The organism is Flavobacterium sp. 28YEA47A, from assembly GCF_041262125.1.
Classification (GTDB): Bacteria; Bacteroidota; Bacteroidia; order Flavobacteriales; family Flavobacteriaceae; genus Flavobacterium.
In genome coordinates this window covers 263,584-279,679 of sequence record NZ_JBGCCI010000006.1, presented here as the reverse complement: position 1 = coordinate 279,679, position 16,096 = coordinate 263,584, and the positions used below count along the sequence as shown (strand labels likewise).

Sequence of the window (16,096 nt, the reverse complement as noted above, 5' to 3'; positions counted from 1 at the left end):
AACGGCAAGGGCACCGACTTCTGGCTGTTAAAGGTAGATGCTTACGGAGAGATACTTTGGCAGAAGACCTATGATATCGGAAAGGCTGACCTGCTTACTTCCCTGGAGGAAAGCAGGGACGGATCACTGCTTCTCGGAGGACATGCACAGAGCGAAGCTTATTCCACAAAAAAGAAAGACAGGGAAGGAATCAACGACTATATCGCCATCAAGACCGACAACAAGGGAGAGGAACAGTGGACGCAGACCGTGGGAAGCGGAGGCGAGGACATCCTGCGAAAGGCTATAGAGACCAGAGACGGGGGCTATATCCTGGCAGGGACATCAATGGGATCGCCTTCCAGAGACCGGTACTCCGGCCAGGGACGAAACGACTTCTGGGTCGTAAAGCTGAAAGACAAACGTAAAAAAGAAGAAAAGAAAAACCCTATCGAGGCCTATCCCAACCCTACCCTGCACTACACCAACGTGCTGGTAGGCTACGAATTCCAAAAGGGAAGCGCCACCGTATATGACCTTTCCGGAAGGCAGTTGCAGCACTTCGACATTACGGACAGAACCGTACCGGTTGACCTTGGCGGAGTTCCGGAAGGGATTTATATCATAGAGATACGCACCAACGTGCAGAACGACTCGGTGAAGGTCGTAAAGGCCATTAACAAACAATAAAGAAATTACATCATGAAAAAAATATTTGCACTACTATTAGGGTTCAGCATTGTAGTCCATGCCCAGGAGCAGCCTGCAACCGCTGAATTAGGTCCTGGAGCAATCACTAATACAGCAGCGAGCATGTTTAGATTTGATGATGTGCCGGTAAGCCTTTACACAGGTACTCCAGACATTTCTATACCACTGGTGTCACTTCCCTCCCGAAGCAAAGATATAGGAGTTAACCTTACTATAGCTTACCAGCCCAGCAGTATTTCCACCGAAGGAGCCGTCAGTGACGACATTCTACAGCCAGGCTGGGCGATACCCAAAGGTGGAAGCATTGTACGTATCGTATCTTCTCCTAACATGCTGTTTAGCTATGATGAAAACGACTTTGCCACAGGCAGGCGCTTCTTCAGCGACCAGTACAAGTTCAGCTTTATGGGCAATTCCGGTACTTTCTACCTGATGAAGGATTCCAATAACAATTTGGTTCCTTCTTTTTATTCCAGTAAGGGAGATGCACTTAAGATTACTGTCAATTACGACCAGACATCCTATAGAGTAAATTCCTTTACAATATACGACTCTAAGAATAATAAGTTCGTCTTTGACATAGTAGACAGAGATGTAGAACTTTCAAATAACCCAAACATATATTTTAAAAATATCCCAAGGGGATTTAATCTTTCGGGCATATATGATCCTAACGGTAACAAGCTCGTGGGTTACAACTATCTTGAAATGCGGACACCTGCAGTTATGAATAATCAATCTATCATCAACAAGATGACCTCAATCCAATCTGAAGGCTTCGGGAAGGTTCAGTTTACCTATTCAACAGGAAACAGCACAGTATATAACGGAACTACAGTATTACAGGAGATAACCCTCTCGGACCTAAATACGAACGTTATTAAAAGGATTGACCTGAAGGAATGGGACAAGGTTATATTTCGTGACGCAGCGCAGAACAAGAACGAAGTTTACAAATTCTCATATAGCAATGGCACCTATGGCTATTACGATACGGATCAAGGTATCCTTGGTCATGATAAGTTTGGCTATCCTAATTTTGTTCCTAAGGAACTATATGAAGATAACAACGGAATAGGATCATTTCTGGCAAGAACAGCCATAAATCCAAAAATCTGTACAAGGGGCGTGCTCGAAAAAATTTCACTCCCTACGGGCGGCTGCGTACTATATGAATACGAATCAAATACCTATTCCTATCATCAGGGATATTCCATTTCGCAAGAGATACCTACACCGACAGGACTTGTTGAGAATCCCGATTTTTATTATGAATATGGCTATGCCCCTATGGAAAACATATATCCGTATAACCACATTGTTGAGGAGGTATATAACGACCGCATTGAGAGCCTGTCAAGATTTACAATTACAGGTACTCCTAAGACCCTATACATGGTCATACGCCCGGATAGCTACCTAAGCGAGTTTAGCGGCAACTGGGAAAAGCCTTCGATGACCATTCGTGGACAAAATCTAATCGAGCTCGAAAAAAGTTTTCCGCATTATGAACCTTACAATATCGAAAATTGGGGTTATGGCAAGAGCTATACCTTTAATCCGGGAACCTATTACATAGAGTTGGGCCAGATATCACCACAAATTACACAAAGAATGGCGTCCAGAATATTCCGTACTGTACAAAAAAATCCTAACCAAAAAAAATGGCTTTATGGTGGAGGTATAAGAATCAAAAAGATAGCACACTTTAATGGGGACATCCCTGCCGACTATTTAAGAAACAAGGAGTATTATTCATATCCTGATTACATCCCTGTAAAGGAGACGCGATATGCCTACAACCTTTTCGATGAACCTAACAGAAGTAGTGGTAGTCTTATTGCTGGAGACAAAGAAGGCTTTTTACGTGCATATGGGCACCTTGAATTTGTGAGCTACCGTAACGTAACAGTGACAGACAGTGAAAATAACGGGAAGATAGAATATACATTTACTACATCGGGCGATTACCCTTTACTTAACAATGAAGATCAGGCAAGTATTTCCAGGGATTACAGAAGAGGACTTCTTAAAAACAAGAAAGAATACAACAGTAATAACATGCTGGTTCGAAACACCGACTATACCTATCGCTTTCCTGACGAGACCTATATGGTAAACTATTTTCAGACACGAAACGTGTTGGACAGGACAGGTAAGGCAAGGATGGCCAGTGAGACCGTGACGCTCTACGAGGTCGGTTCAGAACCGATCGTACAGGAAACCAAATTCACTTACCACCGAGATGCGAACCGCGCCCTCGAATCAAAAGAAAGTACAACATCAGCCGGCGAGACTTTGAAAACCAAATACTATTACAATGATATGGGGATGAATCTTGCTGACCAAAAGTTCACGCTGCTTGAAAAAACTGAGGAATACCAGAACGGCACCCTGCTTACTACAAAATGGACAAGTCATGCGAACACTTGGGCTGGCAATGTGTCATGGCTTCCATCCTTCACAGGATATGCAAAAGCTCATGGAAATCAAAAAATTACAACCAAATTTAATCTCTATGACACGTTTGGAAATCTGCTAGAAAGTGAACAGCCAAATGGCATGAAGACAAGTTACATTTGGGGTTACAACAATACGGTTGTTGTCGCACAGATTGAAAACATGGCCTATGCAAACATACCGCCTGCACTTATCACCGATGTTCAGATTGCAACGAACAGCGGGACAGAAACCACAGTGTTGCAGAAGCTCGACCTGCTACGCAACAACGCTGCCCTGGCAGATACTTTTCTGACAACCTATACACATAAGCCACTTATCGGAATATCAACTATAACAGACCCTAAAGGCGATAGAATCATAAATGAATACGATTCCTTTGGCAGAAACAAGGCTGTAAAAGACAGGACCGGAAAACTCATCAAGGAAAACTATTATCAATTGACAAACCAAAACTAGGTCAAGATGAAAAAAATATTATCAATCGCAATACTGTTATTCTCCGTATTAGCTTGGGCACAGCAGACAAGCCATGTGAAGACTACCGTGTATAAGACCGAAACCTCAACTTCAATAGCAGAACCTACTGCTGCACAGGCCTCTCAAACTATTACCTACTTTGACAATTTAGCCAGGCCCATACAGCAACGTTCATTTAAACAGTCTGCAAGTGGAAGAGATATCGTCACACATTTAGAATATGATGCATCTGGTAAGCAACTTAAGGGCTATATGCCTTACGTTAGCAACTCTGCAACTCTGCAATATGATTCAGGAGCCAAATCTGAGGTATTATCTTTCTACGGTTCTCCTTCTCCGCAAAGAACTGGAAATCCTAATTTTGAGGCCAGTGAAAATCCATACAACGAGAATCAATTTGAAGCATCTCCTCTTGGCCGTGTAACAAAAAAAGGCGCACCTGGAAACTCTTGGAAACTTCCTCTAACACTCACTGATCCTGACCATACGATCAAATTAGAGTATTATTCGAATACCGTAAATGACAATGTAAAACTCTATAAAGCAATTTTAGGCCCCATTTCCAATGGCTACTTCCCTGCGACGCTAACACAAGAGGGAGAATATGAAGCAGGGAAGCTTTATAAAACCATAACCAAAACAGAAAATTGGACTTCTGGAAACAACCATACGATGCAGGAGTTTAAAAACAATCGAGGACAGTTATTACTCAAAAGAGTTTGGGGGAATTCATTTTCAGGTGGTGTTCAGGTTGAGGGATGGCATGAAACCTATTATGTCTATGATCAGTTTGGCAACCTTACTTTCGTACTGCCGCCAATGTCTGATGGAACTGGAAGTCAGGCTGATCTAGACGGACTATGTTATCAGTACCGTTATGATGATCAAAACAGGCTGGTTGAAAAGAAAGAGCCGGGAAAGAATTGGGAATTTATTATATATAACAGCCTGAATCGAGTGATAGCAACCGGCCCTGCTTTTTCACCCTTCGTTGATATTGCAGAGCCCAATAATATAGGATGGCTTTTTACAAAGTATGATATCGTCGGACGCCCCGTATATACGGGATGGATGCAGGCGAACGTAAATTCTGATGAACGGAATACGTTACAAAATGCACGAGATATGCAGATTACAAACCTATACGAAAGCAAGATAAAGACGGCTACAAACACAACCGTAAACGGGGTCTCATTCAGATATACCAACCAGGCATGGCCTACCGGAATGACATGGCATGTATTAACAGTAAACTATTATGACGATTATAATTTCCCCGAAGGGCCGTCAAGCTTTTCAAACGTCGAGGGACAAGCTGTTTTCTACAACCAGACCGTAAAACCTATAGGACTGTCAACCGGGCGTTGGACAAGGGTTCTGGAAGCTGCAACAGCAGTTGCCGGAGAACTTGCCTACACATTATACGATAGTAAGGCAAGGCCGATACGGACATGGAAATCAAACCATCTGGGCGGATTTACACAAATGGATGCAAAGCTGGATTTTTCCGGAAACACACTCTATACATTATTATCACATAAACGATCACCAAATGATAATCAAATAGTTATTAGGGAAGATTTTACATATAGCGATCAGGGGCGCATGTTATCACACACACATAAAATAGGAAGTAAGTCAACAGAGCTAATTTCTTTGAATACATACGACGAGTTAGGAAAGCTCATATCCAAAAGGGTTGGTGGTACTGATCTTACCGGAAATGAAGCGTTACAAAAGATTGATTATACTTACAACATCAGGGGTTGGCTGAAAGAAATTAACAAGGTTGCATCATTGGCGCAGACGGGAGAGCCGACAGACCTTTTTGCTTTCAAGATTAATTATGAAGCACCACAATCGGCCTCTTCACAGTTAAATGGAAACATATCGGAAACCTATTGGAGGACTGGCAGTGACAACATACTCCGCAGGCATACCTACCAATTTGATGGTATGGGAAGGCTTATATCCACTTCATACCACAAGCCGGAAAGTGTTTCTGCGCCAGATTCCTATAAGGAAAGTCAGCAATATGACAAGAATGGTAATATAAGAAAACTTCAACGTTATGGGGAGTTTGATGATGCGATAACTGCCTTGATGATTGATGACCTGGATTATGCCTACCAGCCCAATTCCAACAGGATTAGTAAGATAACGGACCATACTAACAGTCATGCAGGCTTTAGTGATGACAGCAACGGGACAAATGATAATGAAGATGACTATGATTATGATATTAATGGTAACCTAAAATATGATCAAAACAAGAGAATCAGCAAAATTATTTACAATCACTTCAATCAGCCTTTAAAAATCATATTTATGAGTGGGGCCACAATCGAGTATATATACAATGCAAGGGGCGAAAAATTAAAAAAGACTGTTAATGAAAACCCAAGGCCTGTAAAAGTTCAAGAATACTTTGGTAATTTCGATTATGCCAATGGTGTGCTGGAAGTAATTATAACAGCCGGAGGATATGTGAAATACACCCCACCTGGGGGATCGAGATCGGCCACATTCAACTATGTATACAATTATACAGACCATCTTGGAAATATAAGGTTGAGCTACACCAAAGACCCTTACACTCAGCAAGTGGTCATCATGGAGGAGAACAACTATTATCCACTAGGTCTTTCTCACAAAAACTACAACATGACCAAAAGAGTATACGATAGGATTGGCGGCGGATTAATAGAATGGTGTCCTACCTGCCCTATTCCGTACCTCTACAATTACAAATTTAACGGCCAGGAACTTCAAGATGAGTTAGGACTAAATATGTTTGACATGCCAGCACGCGATTATGACCCTGCCATAGGCAGATGGACAGGAATAGATCCTGTGACACATTACGACAAATCGCCTTATAATGGTCACGATAATAATCCAATATACTGGCAGGACAGTAGTGGAGCAGATGCACAGCAAACAAGTGCCGCATGGTCTTTTAATGGAGTAGACATAGCAGGTATTTATAACGCAATCTTAAGTCTTCTTAATACAGGCACTGCATCATATACGGTACAGGGAGAATATTCTTATGCTTCTGGACCTGATGCTCAATTTATATCTATAGATGGTGCTGCTCTAGATTTTGCAGTGATGTATAATGGGGTTTCAATTATTAATAAGGTTGAATTGGGTTCTGCCATTTATAGTATTGGGGGATATTATTCATATACCATCCCAACAGGTTCCCTTTACAAATATAAAAACGGTCAGGTTAACGGAACAACCTATGGGATCGATTTTGGAATGGCAGATGTTCCTGCAGGGGCTGAGCTTTCGGGTTTTGTACATACTCATGCAAATTATGAAAATCCAGATGATAATAATTTCAGTTCCTTTGACAAGGGACCTGCTAGTAATGGCGTGATGTTTAGGGGTAATAAAGTTAAAGTACCAGTCTATGTAGTAACACCAAGTGGAGAATTAATGGTACGTGATGTTTACCACGGTGAGGCTGGACCAAAAATGAGACCTTCAAATGTTAATATTGGCAATCAATTAATACCAAATGACCCTAAAAGTCCGGTACGAATACGGAATTACAATGTTAGCCCAAATGTTATACCTCCATGTGCACCAACTATTTGGGGAATAAATGGCTATCCAATAGATGTAAAATATAAATATTAATTTATTATAACCTTCCTACTATGAAAAATTTCATCTTCTGCTTGATATTATTCGCAGGTAATTTATCAGCACAAACAAAACAAGAGAACACTGCTTTTGTTTCTATAATCGAGTTGTTGGCAAATCCAACCAAATTTCACAATGCCAATATCGGCTTTGCAGGTGTTTTTGATTATAATGAGGGGCAGCCTCTTATATATCTATCCAAAGACGATAAATATTATCGAAATACAAAAAACGGCTTTATACTCGAATTCGATCCAAAATACTTTAGCAGCATTTCAGATTTGGCGATATATGATGGCAATTACGTAGAAGTAATTGGATCTTTTAACAAAGATCTTCAGCAATATTATTTTAGTGGCACAATTGAAGAGATAACTTCTTTTACCAGCAAAGATGACCTTATTACTGAATTAAAATATATAGAAATAGAAAAAAGGAAAGAAAAATCGAAAACAAAACCCAGATAAGGTTTTGTACTAATTCAGCAAATTTATGAAAATGAGTTGCTACATGAAAATAAAAATTATATCAATACTGTCAGTGTTTTGTTTTTTTGGCTGTAAAACCAGAAATAATATTACAATCCAAAATAATCCTATAGAAGCAATAAAATTCATGGGATCAATTACTACACAACCCTATTCAATTAACGAGAAAACATTTTGGAATTCTAAAGATGAACATGCTAAGTTATTGATCAAAAACAATGTGTTTATTGAAGATGTTAAGAACCTAAAAAATCATTCATCACAAAATTTTAAAGAATACAACTATGCTTTTATTATGAGACACGGTAAAAGTACCGACACATTATATAGCGATTCAAGTTTACAAAGTTGGATTCTAAAAGAAAATAACACAACATCATATTTTTATGATGAAGAAGGAATAATAGCTGAAAAATTGAGGGCCAGTTATTCATTTTTTTATGATTGCTGGTAGTGTAATACATTGAAAATATCAGCCCTAAATAATTAATATTATGCCCTCGAAAAAAATTTAGAACATTTATTAGCTGATCTTTTAATTAATCATTAATTGATGAGAGTGGTAAGTTTCTGAAGTAAAAAAGCCAATCCGAAAGGATTGGCTTTTTAATTACCTTCAATTAATTATTCCCTTTATTATTCCTCTCATCTATGATTTCAGACAAAATCTGATACGATATTACCCTATCCTTGTGCGCATGCATATTGGAAACCACCATAAGTTCATCTACACCGGTTTCTAAAAGGAATTTATTCAATTGTTTAGCAACCGCTTCCTTTCGTCCTACAAAAGAGTATTTAAGCATCTCACGTACTGCGGGATTGTGTTGTATCATCATCAGCTCATCAGTCATTTCCATTGGAGGTTGCAATGGCTCTCTTTTTCCTGTGAGGATACCGAGGAACATTCGTATAAGTGATGTAAAATTTCTTTCGGCTTCATCATCAGTATTAGCGGCTATGACATTGACTCCGGCAATGGTATAAGGCTTATCCAAGTATTCCGAAGGTTGGAACTCCTTTCTGTAAATGTCTAAGGCTTCATTCAGGAAACCGGTAGCAAAATGGCTTGCAAAAGCATAAGGCAGTCCCATTTTAGCAGCGAGATGTGCACTGTCCAGACTGGAGCCTAAAATATACAAAGGGACATTTACACCTTCAGCCACAACCGCCCGTACCTGTGACCATTCATTCTCGTCTGAAAAATACTTTTGAATCTGCTCAATCTCTCCCGGAAAATTGTGCACCGCCTGCATCCTGTCGCTGCGTATGGCATGCGCCGTAATCTGGTCAGTACCCGGTGCCCTGCCTAATCCCAAATCAATTCGGTTAGGATAAAGCCTGCCTAGCGTACCAAACTGCTCCGCCACGATAAGCGGCGAATGGTTGGGCAGCATAATGCCTCCCGAACCTACTCTTATGGTTTTGGTATTTCCGGCAATATGTCCGATAAGGACCGACGTAGCTACACTCGCTACATGGATCATATTATGATGTTCTGCCAGCCAAAAACGCTTGTAACCCATATCTTCTGTTTTTTGGGCAAGGTCTACACTGTTCTTAAATGTCTGCTCAATTGTTACTCCACTTGATACGATAGCAAGTTCCAATATTGAGTAAGCTACTTTTTTATTTGTTGTTTCCATAATGTATTATGCATCTAATTGTTTTAGATGCCTTAGCTTATCAGTATCGGCAATCTTAGAAAACCGTTCCATGATAAACTATAGTTTGGGATTGATATAAAGTTCACAAAAAGGCTTTTGCGGATCATTGAAATATTAATCCAACAATTCTCCTTACTTGTGATAAATTCACTGATGACTATTTGAGTTCTCTTCTTTCGTGTCTTTCAGCTTGTTCCTAAAAAGTTCCCTGAATTTTCTTAGCTTCGGATCGATAACCGCCTGGCAATAGCCTTCTTGAGAATTATTTGAATAATAATCCTGATGGTATTCTTCCGCTTTATAAAAGTATTCCAATGGGGCTACTTCTGTAACGATAGGTTCATTGTAGGCAGTCTGAATTTCTGCAATGACTTGTTCTGCCGCTTTTTTCTCGGCTTCATTCCTGTAAAAAATGACACTCCTGTATTGTGTGCCTACGTCCGCACCTTGCCTGTTAAGTGTTGTCGGGTTATGCGTACTCAAGTGTATGCGAAGCAGATCGTCATACGTTATTTCATCAGGATTGTAAGTAACTTCTATAACTTCGGCATGGCCTGTCAGTCCACTGCAAATTTCTCTGTAGGTAGGATTAGCAATTTTGCCGCCGCTATAGCCACTTTCTACTTTTGTCACGCCTTTCAGCTGGTTAAATATTGCTTCGGTACACCAAAAACAGCCTCCTCCAAAAGTCGCTTTCCTTTCATTACTTTCTACCTTCTTAAGAGCAACAGCATTCATGCAATATCTTAATCCGCCAGGCTCAGGTCCATCGGGAAAAACGTGTCCCAAATGCGCATCGCAGGTATTGCATAGGGTTTCAACGCGCACCATTCCATAACTTATATCCTTGTGGTAAGCAATGGCATTTTCGGTGGCAGGTTGGGTAAACGATGGCCAGCCTGTACCGCTTTCAAATTTTTCATTGGCATCAAAAAGCAATGTACCACAGCAAACACAGGCATATTTGCCCGGTTCAAACAGGGAACACATCTCTGAACTATGTGCCCGCTCGGTTCCTTTTAAGCGGGTAATCCTGAACTCTTCAGGTGTAAGCAACGTATGCCACTCTTCATTTGTTTTTACAACTTTTTTGTCTGGAATAGGATTGCCGGTACTGGCAAACCGTATAACATCAATCCATTTTAGCATTTTAAATTTCCTTTCTTTTTTTACTTTGGATTATGTACTGTATAGTATAAAAAGTATGCCAAATAAGGTTGAGTTGTTTATCAGTAAAAAATCAGCCCTTTTGTCATGTAGCTCAGGAAACGAAAGTCTATAATGTTACAGAAAACACATATAAAAAGAGTCGCTTATAATTAAGCGACTTTTCTTTTTAAAAACTTTTTGCTACCTGATGAGAAATCGCGTTGTTATTTTTATTGCGTAAAGCGTTTTAATCTTTCCTTAATATCCCTTTTTCCACGCTTTCGTTCAACAAGCGCTCCGCATAATTCCAAATTGTGGCAGAACCGTCCTTTATTGCTTTTTTCTTATTATAAACGGTATGGTATTCCACATCATACTCCGCCCATGTACCACCATTGTTGCTCGTATTTTGTAGTAATGGTTCAAAACGGTCCATAGCCCGGGCAAATTTGGCCTCATGGGTATTTCCCTCTTCAAACTCTTCCCAGATTGCAAGGAATTCCCGTGCCTGTTTTTCAGGCAAAAGTCCAAAAATGCGTTTTGCAGCTACTAGTTCCTCTTCTGTATTGGTATGATTTTTTGAGGTATCATATATAAAAGTGTCGCCGGCATCTATTTCTACCAGATCATGTATCAATACCATCTGAACGACTTTAAGCACATCAATAGACTTGTCAGAATGCCCGGCCAGAACCACTGCCATCATGGCTAAATGCCAGCTATGCTCGGCATCATTTTCGTGCCTGTCACTTTGAAATAATCTGGTTCTGCGCTGAATGTACTTTAGTTTGTCAATTTCTTTGATAAAAGCTACTTGCTTTAATAAATCATCTGTATTCATTGTCTTTTCGATATGCTAAATACCTACAAAAGATATTGGTATTAGCTAATTTATTGTTTATTCTCACCCTGTTAGCACTGCTGTACTAATAGCATAAATATACTGCAATTCTAGCTTATACAGTTCGATGTTTTTTAAACTTTTTTAATACAAGCCTCTCACTATAAAACATAAGGTTGTGGTTATATTCGTTTTACATATACTATTTAATTAGCCTTAAAACTAAAATTATAGTTGTGCAACTAAAAAATTAGTTCTATGTTTGATTAATCAATCATCAATCAAATCATGAAACAGTTCATATTATTCTTTACGCTGATTATTGTCAGCCATTTTACATGGGCACAGAAAAGCCAATCGGAACGACTTGACAGTCTTTTTACAGTACTTTATAAACAAAATCAGTTAATGGAACTGCGCTTATAGCAGAAAAAGGCAAGGTTATTTTTAAAAAGAGTTATGGCATTGCCAATGAAGATACCAAAGCCCCAATTAATGAAAAGACACTATATGAGCTGGCATCCTGCTCCAAACAGTTTACGGCTACTGCTATTGTTTTGCTTAAAAGGGAAGGCAAATTACAGTATACCGATAAAATTTCGAAGTATTTGCCGGAGCTTGGTTTTTGGAACAATGTTACGATCTATGACTTATTAAGGCACACCAGCGGCATTCCTGATTTTTTAGCTTACCTGCCAGGTAAATGGGATCACAGCAAAATAGCAGATAATAATGATCTTATTAAAGCATTTGCCACTCATAAGGATACCTTACAATTTGCTCCTAAAAGCAGACATAGTTACAGCAATTCGAATTATATCCTTCTGGCCAGCATAGTAGAAAAGGTATCCGGTAAAAAGTTCCCTGATTTCTTATCGGACAAAATCTTTAAACCTCTAAAGATGAACAATACGTTTGTGTACTGCAGGCATAAAAACCCTAAAAAGATTGACAATTTTGCTTATGGGTATGTGTTGGAAGATGGCGGATTTAAGAAAATCCTATTGGAGAATAGCGAACCCGAAACCTCGGAAGTCTATTATTTGGATGCCATTGTTGGCACTTCAAAAGTACATTCCAATGCGGAAGATCTTTATAAATGGATGACCTGCCTGAAGAGGAATACCCTACTCACAAAGAAAGAATTCGATGAAATGACAGAAATTACTAAAACATCGAATGGTAGAGATATCCCTTACGGATTTGGATTAGACCTCAGAAAAGGTGAAAACAAGTTTACCTTTGGGCATACCGGTAGTTGGGATGGGTATAATACTTTTATGTCTCATGATATGATAAGGGACAGAACGTTTATTATTTTACAAAATTTCCATTTTGGCGCCGTGCCTTACACTAATATATTCCAGATAATGGAAGGTCAGCCGCTCCAATTACAATATCATAAAAAAATTGCACTGTCAGATGATGAAATAGCTCAGTATACTGGTACCTATACCAATGGAGAAGGCGAAACCCATATCATAACCAGTAAAGAAAAACACTTGCTTTATAATACTCCTACTGTTCCCTGGAATATGAGATTCTTTCCTTATTCAGACCATGAGTTTAAAGGAATCAGGCAAGGTGGCGCCGATGCTGTATTGAATTTTACCAGGCTCGACAATGGAGATGTCAAACTTGAAATGCTTCAGAATAAGCAAGTAGTAGGTAGTGGAGTCAGAAAAGGAAAGTAATATGTAAAAATATGGTATTGTATCTAATTTACAGTTTATTAAAAAAGAGGCCAAGTGCCTCTTTTTTATTTCAAACTCTTTAAGATTATTGTTTTTTATTTTGATCTTCATATACAAGATCTATTATTTTTTCAAGTGCTCCTTTAATCTGTTGGGTTCCCTCCTCTTTTGTCAAATCAATTCCACAAAATGTTTCTGCATTCACTCCTTTATACATATTGAGATAATAGATTCCGGAAATTAATAGTGCCATAATTGCTCTGTATTGTCTGGCATTTTCGCTAAAGTAAGGATCTGCAATCTGGCTAAAAAGTTGTTCCCCGTTTTGTTCTCTATCGTCAGCAATAGTTCTTAATGAATTGCGTTTTTCAGCAACTCCCCAAAGTAATATTTTCTGAAGGTTTTTATTGTTGGATACATAGTCAAATTGTTGCGTAAGTAGCTGTTTCGAAAATTCTTGTCCCCCATCTGTAATCTCAGGAGTTGATTGTCCATCTACATTACTCCAAAAATCCAATGAACTTATGTATTCATCGATAAGCTGGTCTGTTCCGCCAAAATAATTATAAATCATTTTTTTATCCACACCGGCTGTGGCGGCAATATCGTTTACTTTTAAACCCGAATAACCTTTAGTCTCCAGGATTTGACCCACGGCATCCAAAAACTTTTCTTTGCTTCTTTCTTTATTCCGGATAATGCCGGCTGCTGCTTTCCTTTCCATATGATTATTAATCTGTTTGCAATTTAGCAAATTTCGATTAAGCTTTAGACACCAATTAGTGTTTTATTTTTATACCTTTGCGGAAAATATACTCTTTACGATGAATCCAATAACAAAAAAAGTAAAAACAATTACATTAATCTTCTTGTGTATTATAGGACAAACAGCAACTGCTCAAAACAAACTGGATGCTTACTTTAATCATCTGGCCGCCAATAACAAAATGATGGGAAGTGTGGCAATTTCATTATATGATAGCATTATCTATAAAAAAGCGATTGGTTATGCCAATGCTGATAGCAAGACAAGTAATACAACTGAAACAAAATTTCGTATTGGATCCATCACTAAAACCTATACGGGTGTATTGGTATTAAAGGCAGTTGAAGAAAAACTGCTTACGCTGGATACAAAACTGAGTAATTACTATCCGGAAGTAAAAAATGCAGAAAAAATAACTATTGAACAATTGCTAAAGCACAAGACCGGGATTTACAATTTTACTGAAATTGAAAATGAAGTTCAATGGGGACAACAATTTCATACACAGCAAGAATTCATAAATTACTTTATCAACCAAAAAAGCAATTTTGAACCTGGCACGGACTACGAATACAGCAATACCAATTATGCTTTATTGGGATTTATACTAGAGAAAATTTATGGCAAGACTTATGCAGAAATTTTAGACGAAAAGATTGTCAAGCCATTGCATTTGCGCAATACCTATTATAGTTTTGAAACAGACGAAGCTAAAAACGAAGCGCTTTCTTATTCTATCCAGGATAAGTATGTTCGAAATGAAATGACTAATTTCTCCAATCATCCGGCAAGTGGTGGAATTGTATCCAATCCAACAGAACTAAACAAGTTTCTTTTTGCCTTGTTTAACGGTAAACTCATTACACCCGAAAGCCTTAAAATAATGCTTCCTGAAGAGAGAGGCACTTATGGTATGGGAATCATAAAATTAAGTTTTAAAAACCCTGAAGGATATACACATAGCGGAAGAGTCGAGAATTATATTTCTGATTATTATTATTTCCTTGAAGAAAACATAGGAATTGTTTCCTTAACCAATGCTGTCAATATCAGCACTGACGAAGTCATGGATTCTATGTTAATGTTTCTTTATAAGCAGGCTCCCAAATTGGCCAATTTTAATGCAACAGCTGAGGTTTCAGAAAAAGATTTCATGCCTATAAAAGGAACTTATCACTTAAAGAAAACTGATGCAACAGTAACTATTTCCTCAGACGGTCAAAACCTGATTTTTCAGGATTCCAGAGCCGGACAGGCGTATGTTCCTCTAAAATATAAAGGAAAAAATGAGTTTGAATATGAAGATTTAAAACTTGTGTTTGTACCTAAAAAGAAAGAAATGATTTTTGAGCAAGGTGGAGTAAAGGTTGTTTATAAGAGGAAGTAGGTAGTTGAGTTAAACTATTATTTAATAAACAAAGGCAATCAGAATGATTGCCTTTGTTTATTAAATAATAGTTGTATATCGAATAAAAATTTATGACCTGATATCAAATTAAAACTCAAAATAATATTATAAATTGTTGATTTTCTGAAAATATAATCCAAAATAATTAGTTACCAACATATCTCTCACACTACCAATTAACCTAATCTTTTATATTAAAAAGATTAAATAAAACTTCCTTTTTCTCCAAAGACTTTATTAAGCTTTCAGCTGCATCTAAATTTTGAATATCATATCCAGTAGTATAAACTCTACGATAATCTTTTAATTGATTCAAAGCATACTTTTTATCATTGAAATAGTTATCAAGAGCAATTTTATAAATGAGATTACTTGACGTAAGCGGCTTATCATCTTTATATCTCTTATAAATTTTTCTCAAATCATTATCTATAGTAGGAACATTCATCTTTAATTTTAGAACCAAAATCATAAAATCCAATGATATATCACTTCTATCTCTTTTTAATTTGTCAACTTGAATAATGGCATTTTCATAGCTCCCAATCTTGATATAAAGTTGAATACTATTATTAATATAGTTTTTATTTTCTGGCGCACACTTCATAGCACTTTCGATGTAATATTGTGCACTATCATTTTCAGATATTACAAATTTCTCTTTATACTTTTGAAAAAATTTCACACATTCTTTATCAGTTTTAATAGTGGTGGTTCTAATATCTGATTGCTTATTTTGACAACTAGAGCTAATTGTTACTAAAAAAATAAATAGTGAAATTTTATGTTTCATATT

General features: G+C 38.0%; 13 protein-coding genes. 8 read left to right on the top strand and 5 right to left on the bottom strand.

Annotation, left to right across the window (positions count from 1 at the left end):
- The 5 genes from ABH942_RS10995 to ABH942_RS10975 form a co-directional block, all read left to right on the top strand.
- Positions 1 to 669, top strand: a 669-nt coding sequence (locus ABH942_RS10995) for a T9SS type A sorting domain-containing protein (RefSeq protein ID WP_370031920.1), incomplete at its 5' end; no start/stop codon positions are given.
- Positions 670 to 681: 12 nt separating this feature from the next.
- Positions 682 to 3,609 (top strand): hypothetical protein, encoded by a 2,928-nt coding sequence (locus ABH942_RS10990; RefSeq protein WP_370031918.1) that lies wholly within the window; start codon positions 682 to 684, stop codon positions 3,607 to 3,609.
- A gap of 6 nt (positions 3,610 to 3,615) precedes the next feature.
- Positions 3,616 to 7,281 (top strand): DUF6443 domain-containing protein, encoded by a 3,666-nt coding sequence (locus ABH942_RS10985; protein ID WP_370031916.1) that lies wholly within the window; start codon positions 3,616 to 3,618, stop codon positions 7,279 to 7,281.
- A 20-nt stretch (positions 7,282 to 7,301) separates the two neighbouring features.
- Complete coding sequence (locus ABH942_RS10980) at positions 7,302 to 7,754, top strand: hypothetical protein (protein WP_370031915.1); 453 nt, start codon at positions 7,302 to 7,304, stop codon at positions 7,752 to 7,754.
- Positions 7,755 to 7,797: 43 nt separating this feature from the next.
- Positions 7,798 to 8,229 carry a hypothetical protein gene (locus ABH942_RS10975; protein ID WP_370031913.1) on the top strand — a complete coding sequence of 144 codons (432 nt, stop codon included), beginning with the start codon at positions 7,798 to 7,800 and terminating at the stop codon, positions 8,227 to 8,229.
- Between the two features lie 166 nt (positions 8,230 to 8,395).
- Here ABH942_RS10975 and ABH942_RS10970 read toward each other — a convergent pair whose 3' ends face one another.
- The 3 genes from ABH942_RS10970 to ABH942_RS10960 form a co-directional block, all read right to left on the bottom strand.
- On the bottom strand, positions 8,396 to 9,421 hold the full coding sequence (locus tag ABH942_RS10970; RefSeq protein ID WP_370031911.1) for an LLM class flavin-dependent oxidoreductase: 1,026 nt from the start codon (positions 9,419 to 9,421) through the stop codon (positions 8,396 to 8,398).
- A 168-nt stretch (positions 9,422 to 9,589) separates the two neighbouring features.
- Complete coding sequence (locus ABH942_RS10965; protein WP_370031909.1) at positions 9,590 to 10,591, bottom strand: bifunctional methionine sulfoxide reductase B/A protein; 1,002 nt, start codon at positions 10,589 to 10,591, stop codon at positions 9,590 to 9,592.
- 247 nt (positions 10,592 to 10,838) lie between these two features.
- Positions 10,839 to 11,432, bottom strand: coding sequence for an HD family hydrolase (locus ABH942_RS10960; protein ID WP_370031907.1), 594 nt, complete (start codon positions 11,430 to 11,432; stop codon positions 10,839 to 10,841).
- A gap of 288 nt (positions 11,433 to 11,720) precedes the next feature.
- Here ABH942_RS10960 and ABH942_RS10955 point away from each other — a divergent pair, with 288 nt between their 5' ends.
- Positions 11,721 to 11,858 carry a hypothetical protein gene (locus tag ABH942_RS10955; protein WP_370031905.1) on the top strand — a complete coding sequence of 46 codons (138 nt, stop codon included), beginning with the start codon at positions 11,721 to 11,723 and terminating at the stop codon, positions 11,856 to 11,858.
- Positions 11,855 to 13,126, top strand: coding sequence for a serine hydrolase domain-containing protein (locus ABH942_RS10950; RefSeq protein WP_370031929.1), 1,272 nt, complete (start codon positions 11,855 to 11,857; stop codon positions 13,124 to 13,126). Before ABH942_RS10955 ends, ABH942_RS10950 begins: the two co-directional genes overlap by 4 nt.
- An 85-nt stretch (positions 13,127 to 13,211) precedes the next feature.
- Here ABH942_RS10950 and ABH942_RS10945 read toward each other — a convergent pair whose 3' ends face one another.
- Positions 13,212 to 13,850: a TetR/AcrR family transcriptional regulator gene (locus ABH942_RS10945; protein ID WP_370031903.1), complete on the bottom strand. Its 639-nt coding sequence runs from the start codon at positions 13,848 to 13,850 to the stop codon at positions 13,212 to 13,214.
- A gap of 100 nt (positions 13,851 to 13,950) precedes the next feature.
- Here ABH942_RS10945 and ABH942_RS10940 point away from each other — a divergent pair, with 100 nt between their 5' ends.
- On the top strand, positions 13,951 to 15,279 hold the full coding sequence (locus ABH942_RS10940; RefSeq protein ID WP_370031901.1) for a serine hydrolase domain-containing protein: 1,329 nt from the start codon (positions 13,951 to 13,953) through the stop codon (positions 15,277 to 15,279).
- Positions 15,280 to 15,481: 202 nt separating this feature from the next.
- On the opposite strand, the gene ABH942_RS10935 is transcribed toward ABH942_RS10940, so the two are convergent.
- A complete protein-coding gene (locus ABH942_RS10935) occupies positions 15,482 to 16,093 on the bottom strand; it encodes a hypothetical protein (protein ID WP_370031899.1) in 612 nt (203 codons plus the stop codon).
- Between the last annotated feature and the right edge of the window lie 3 nt (positions 16,094 to 16,096).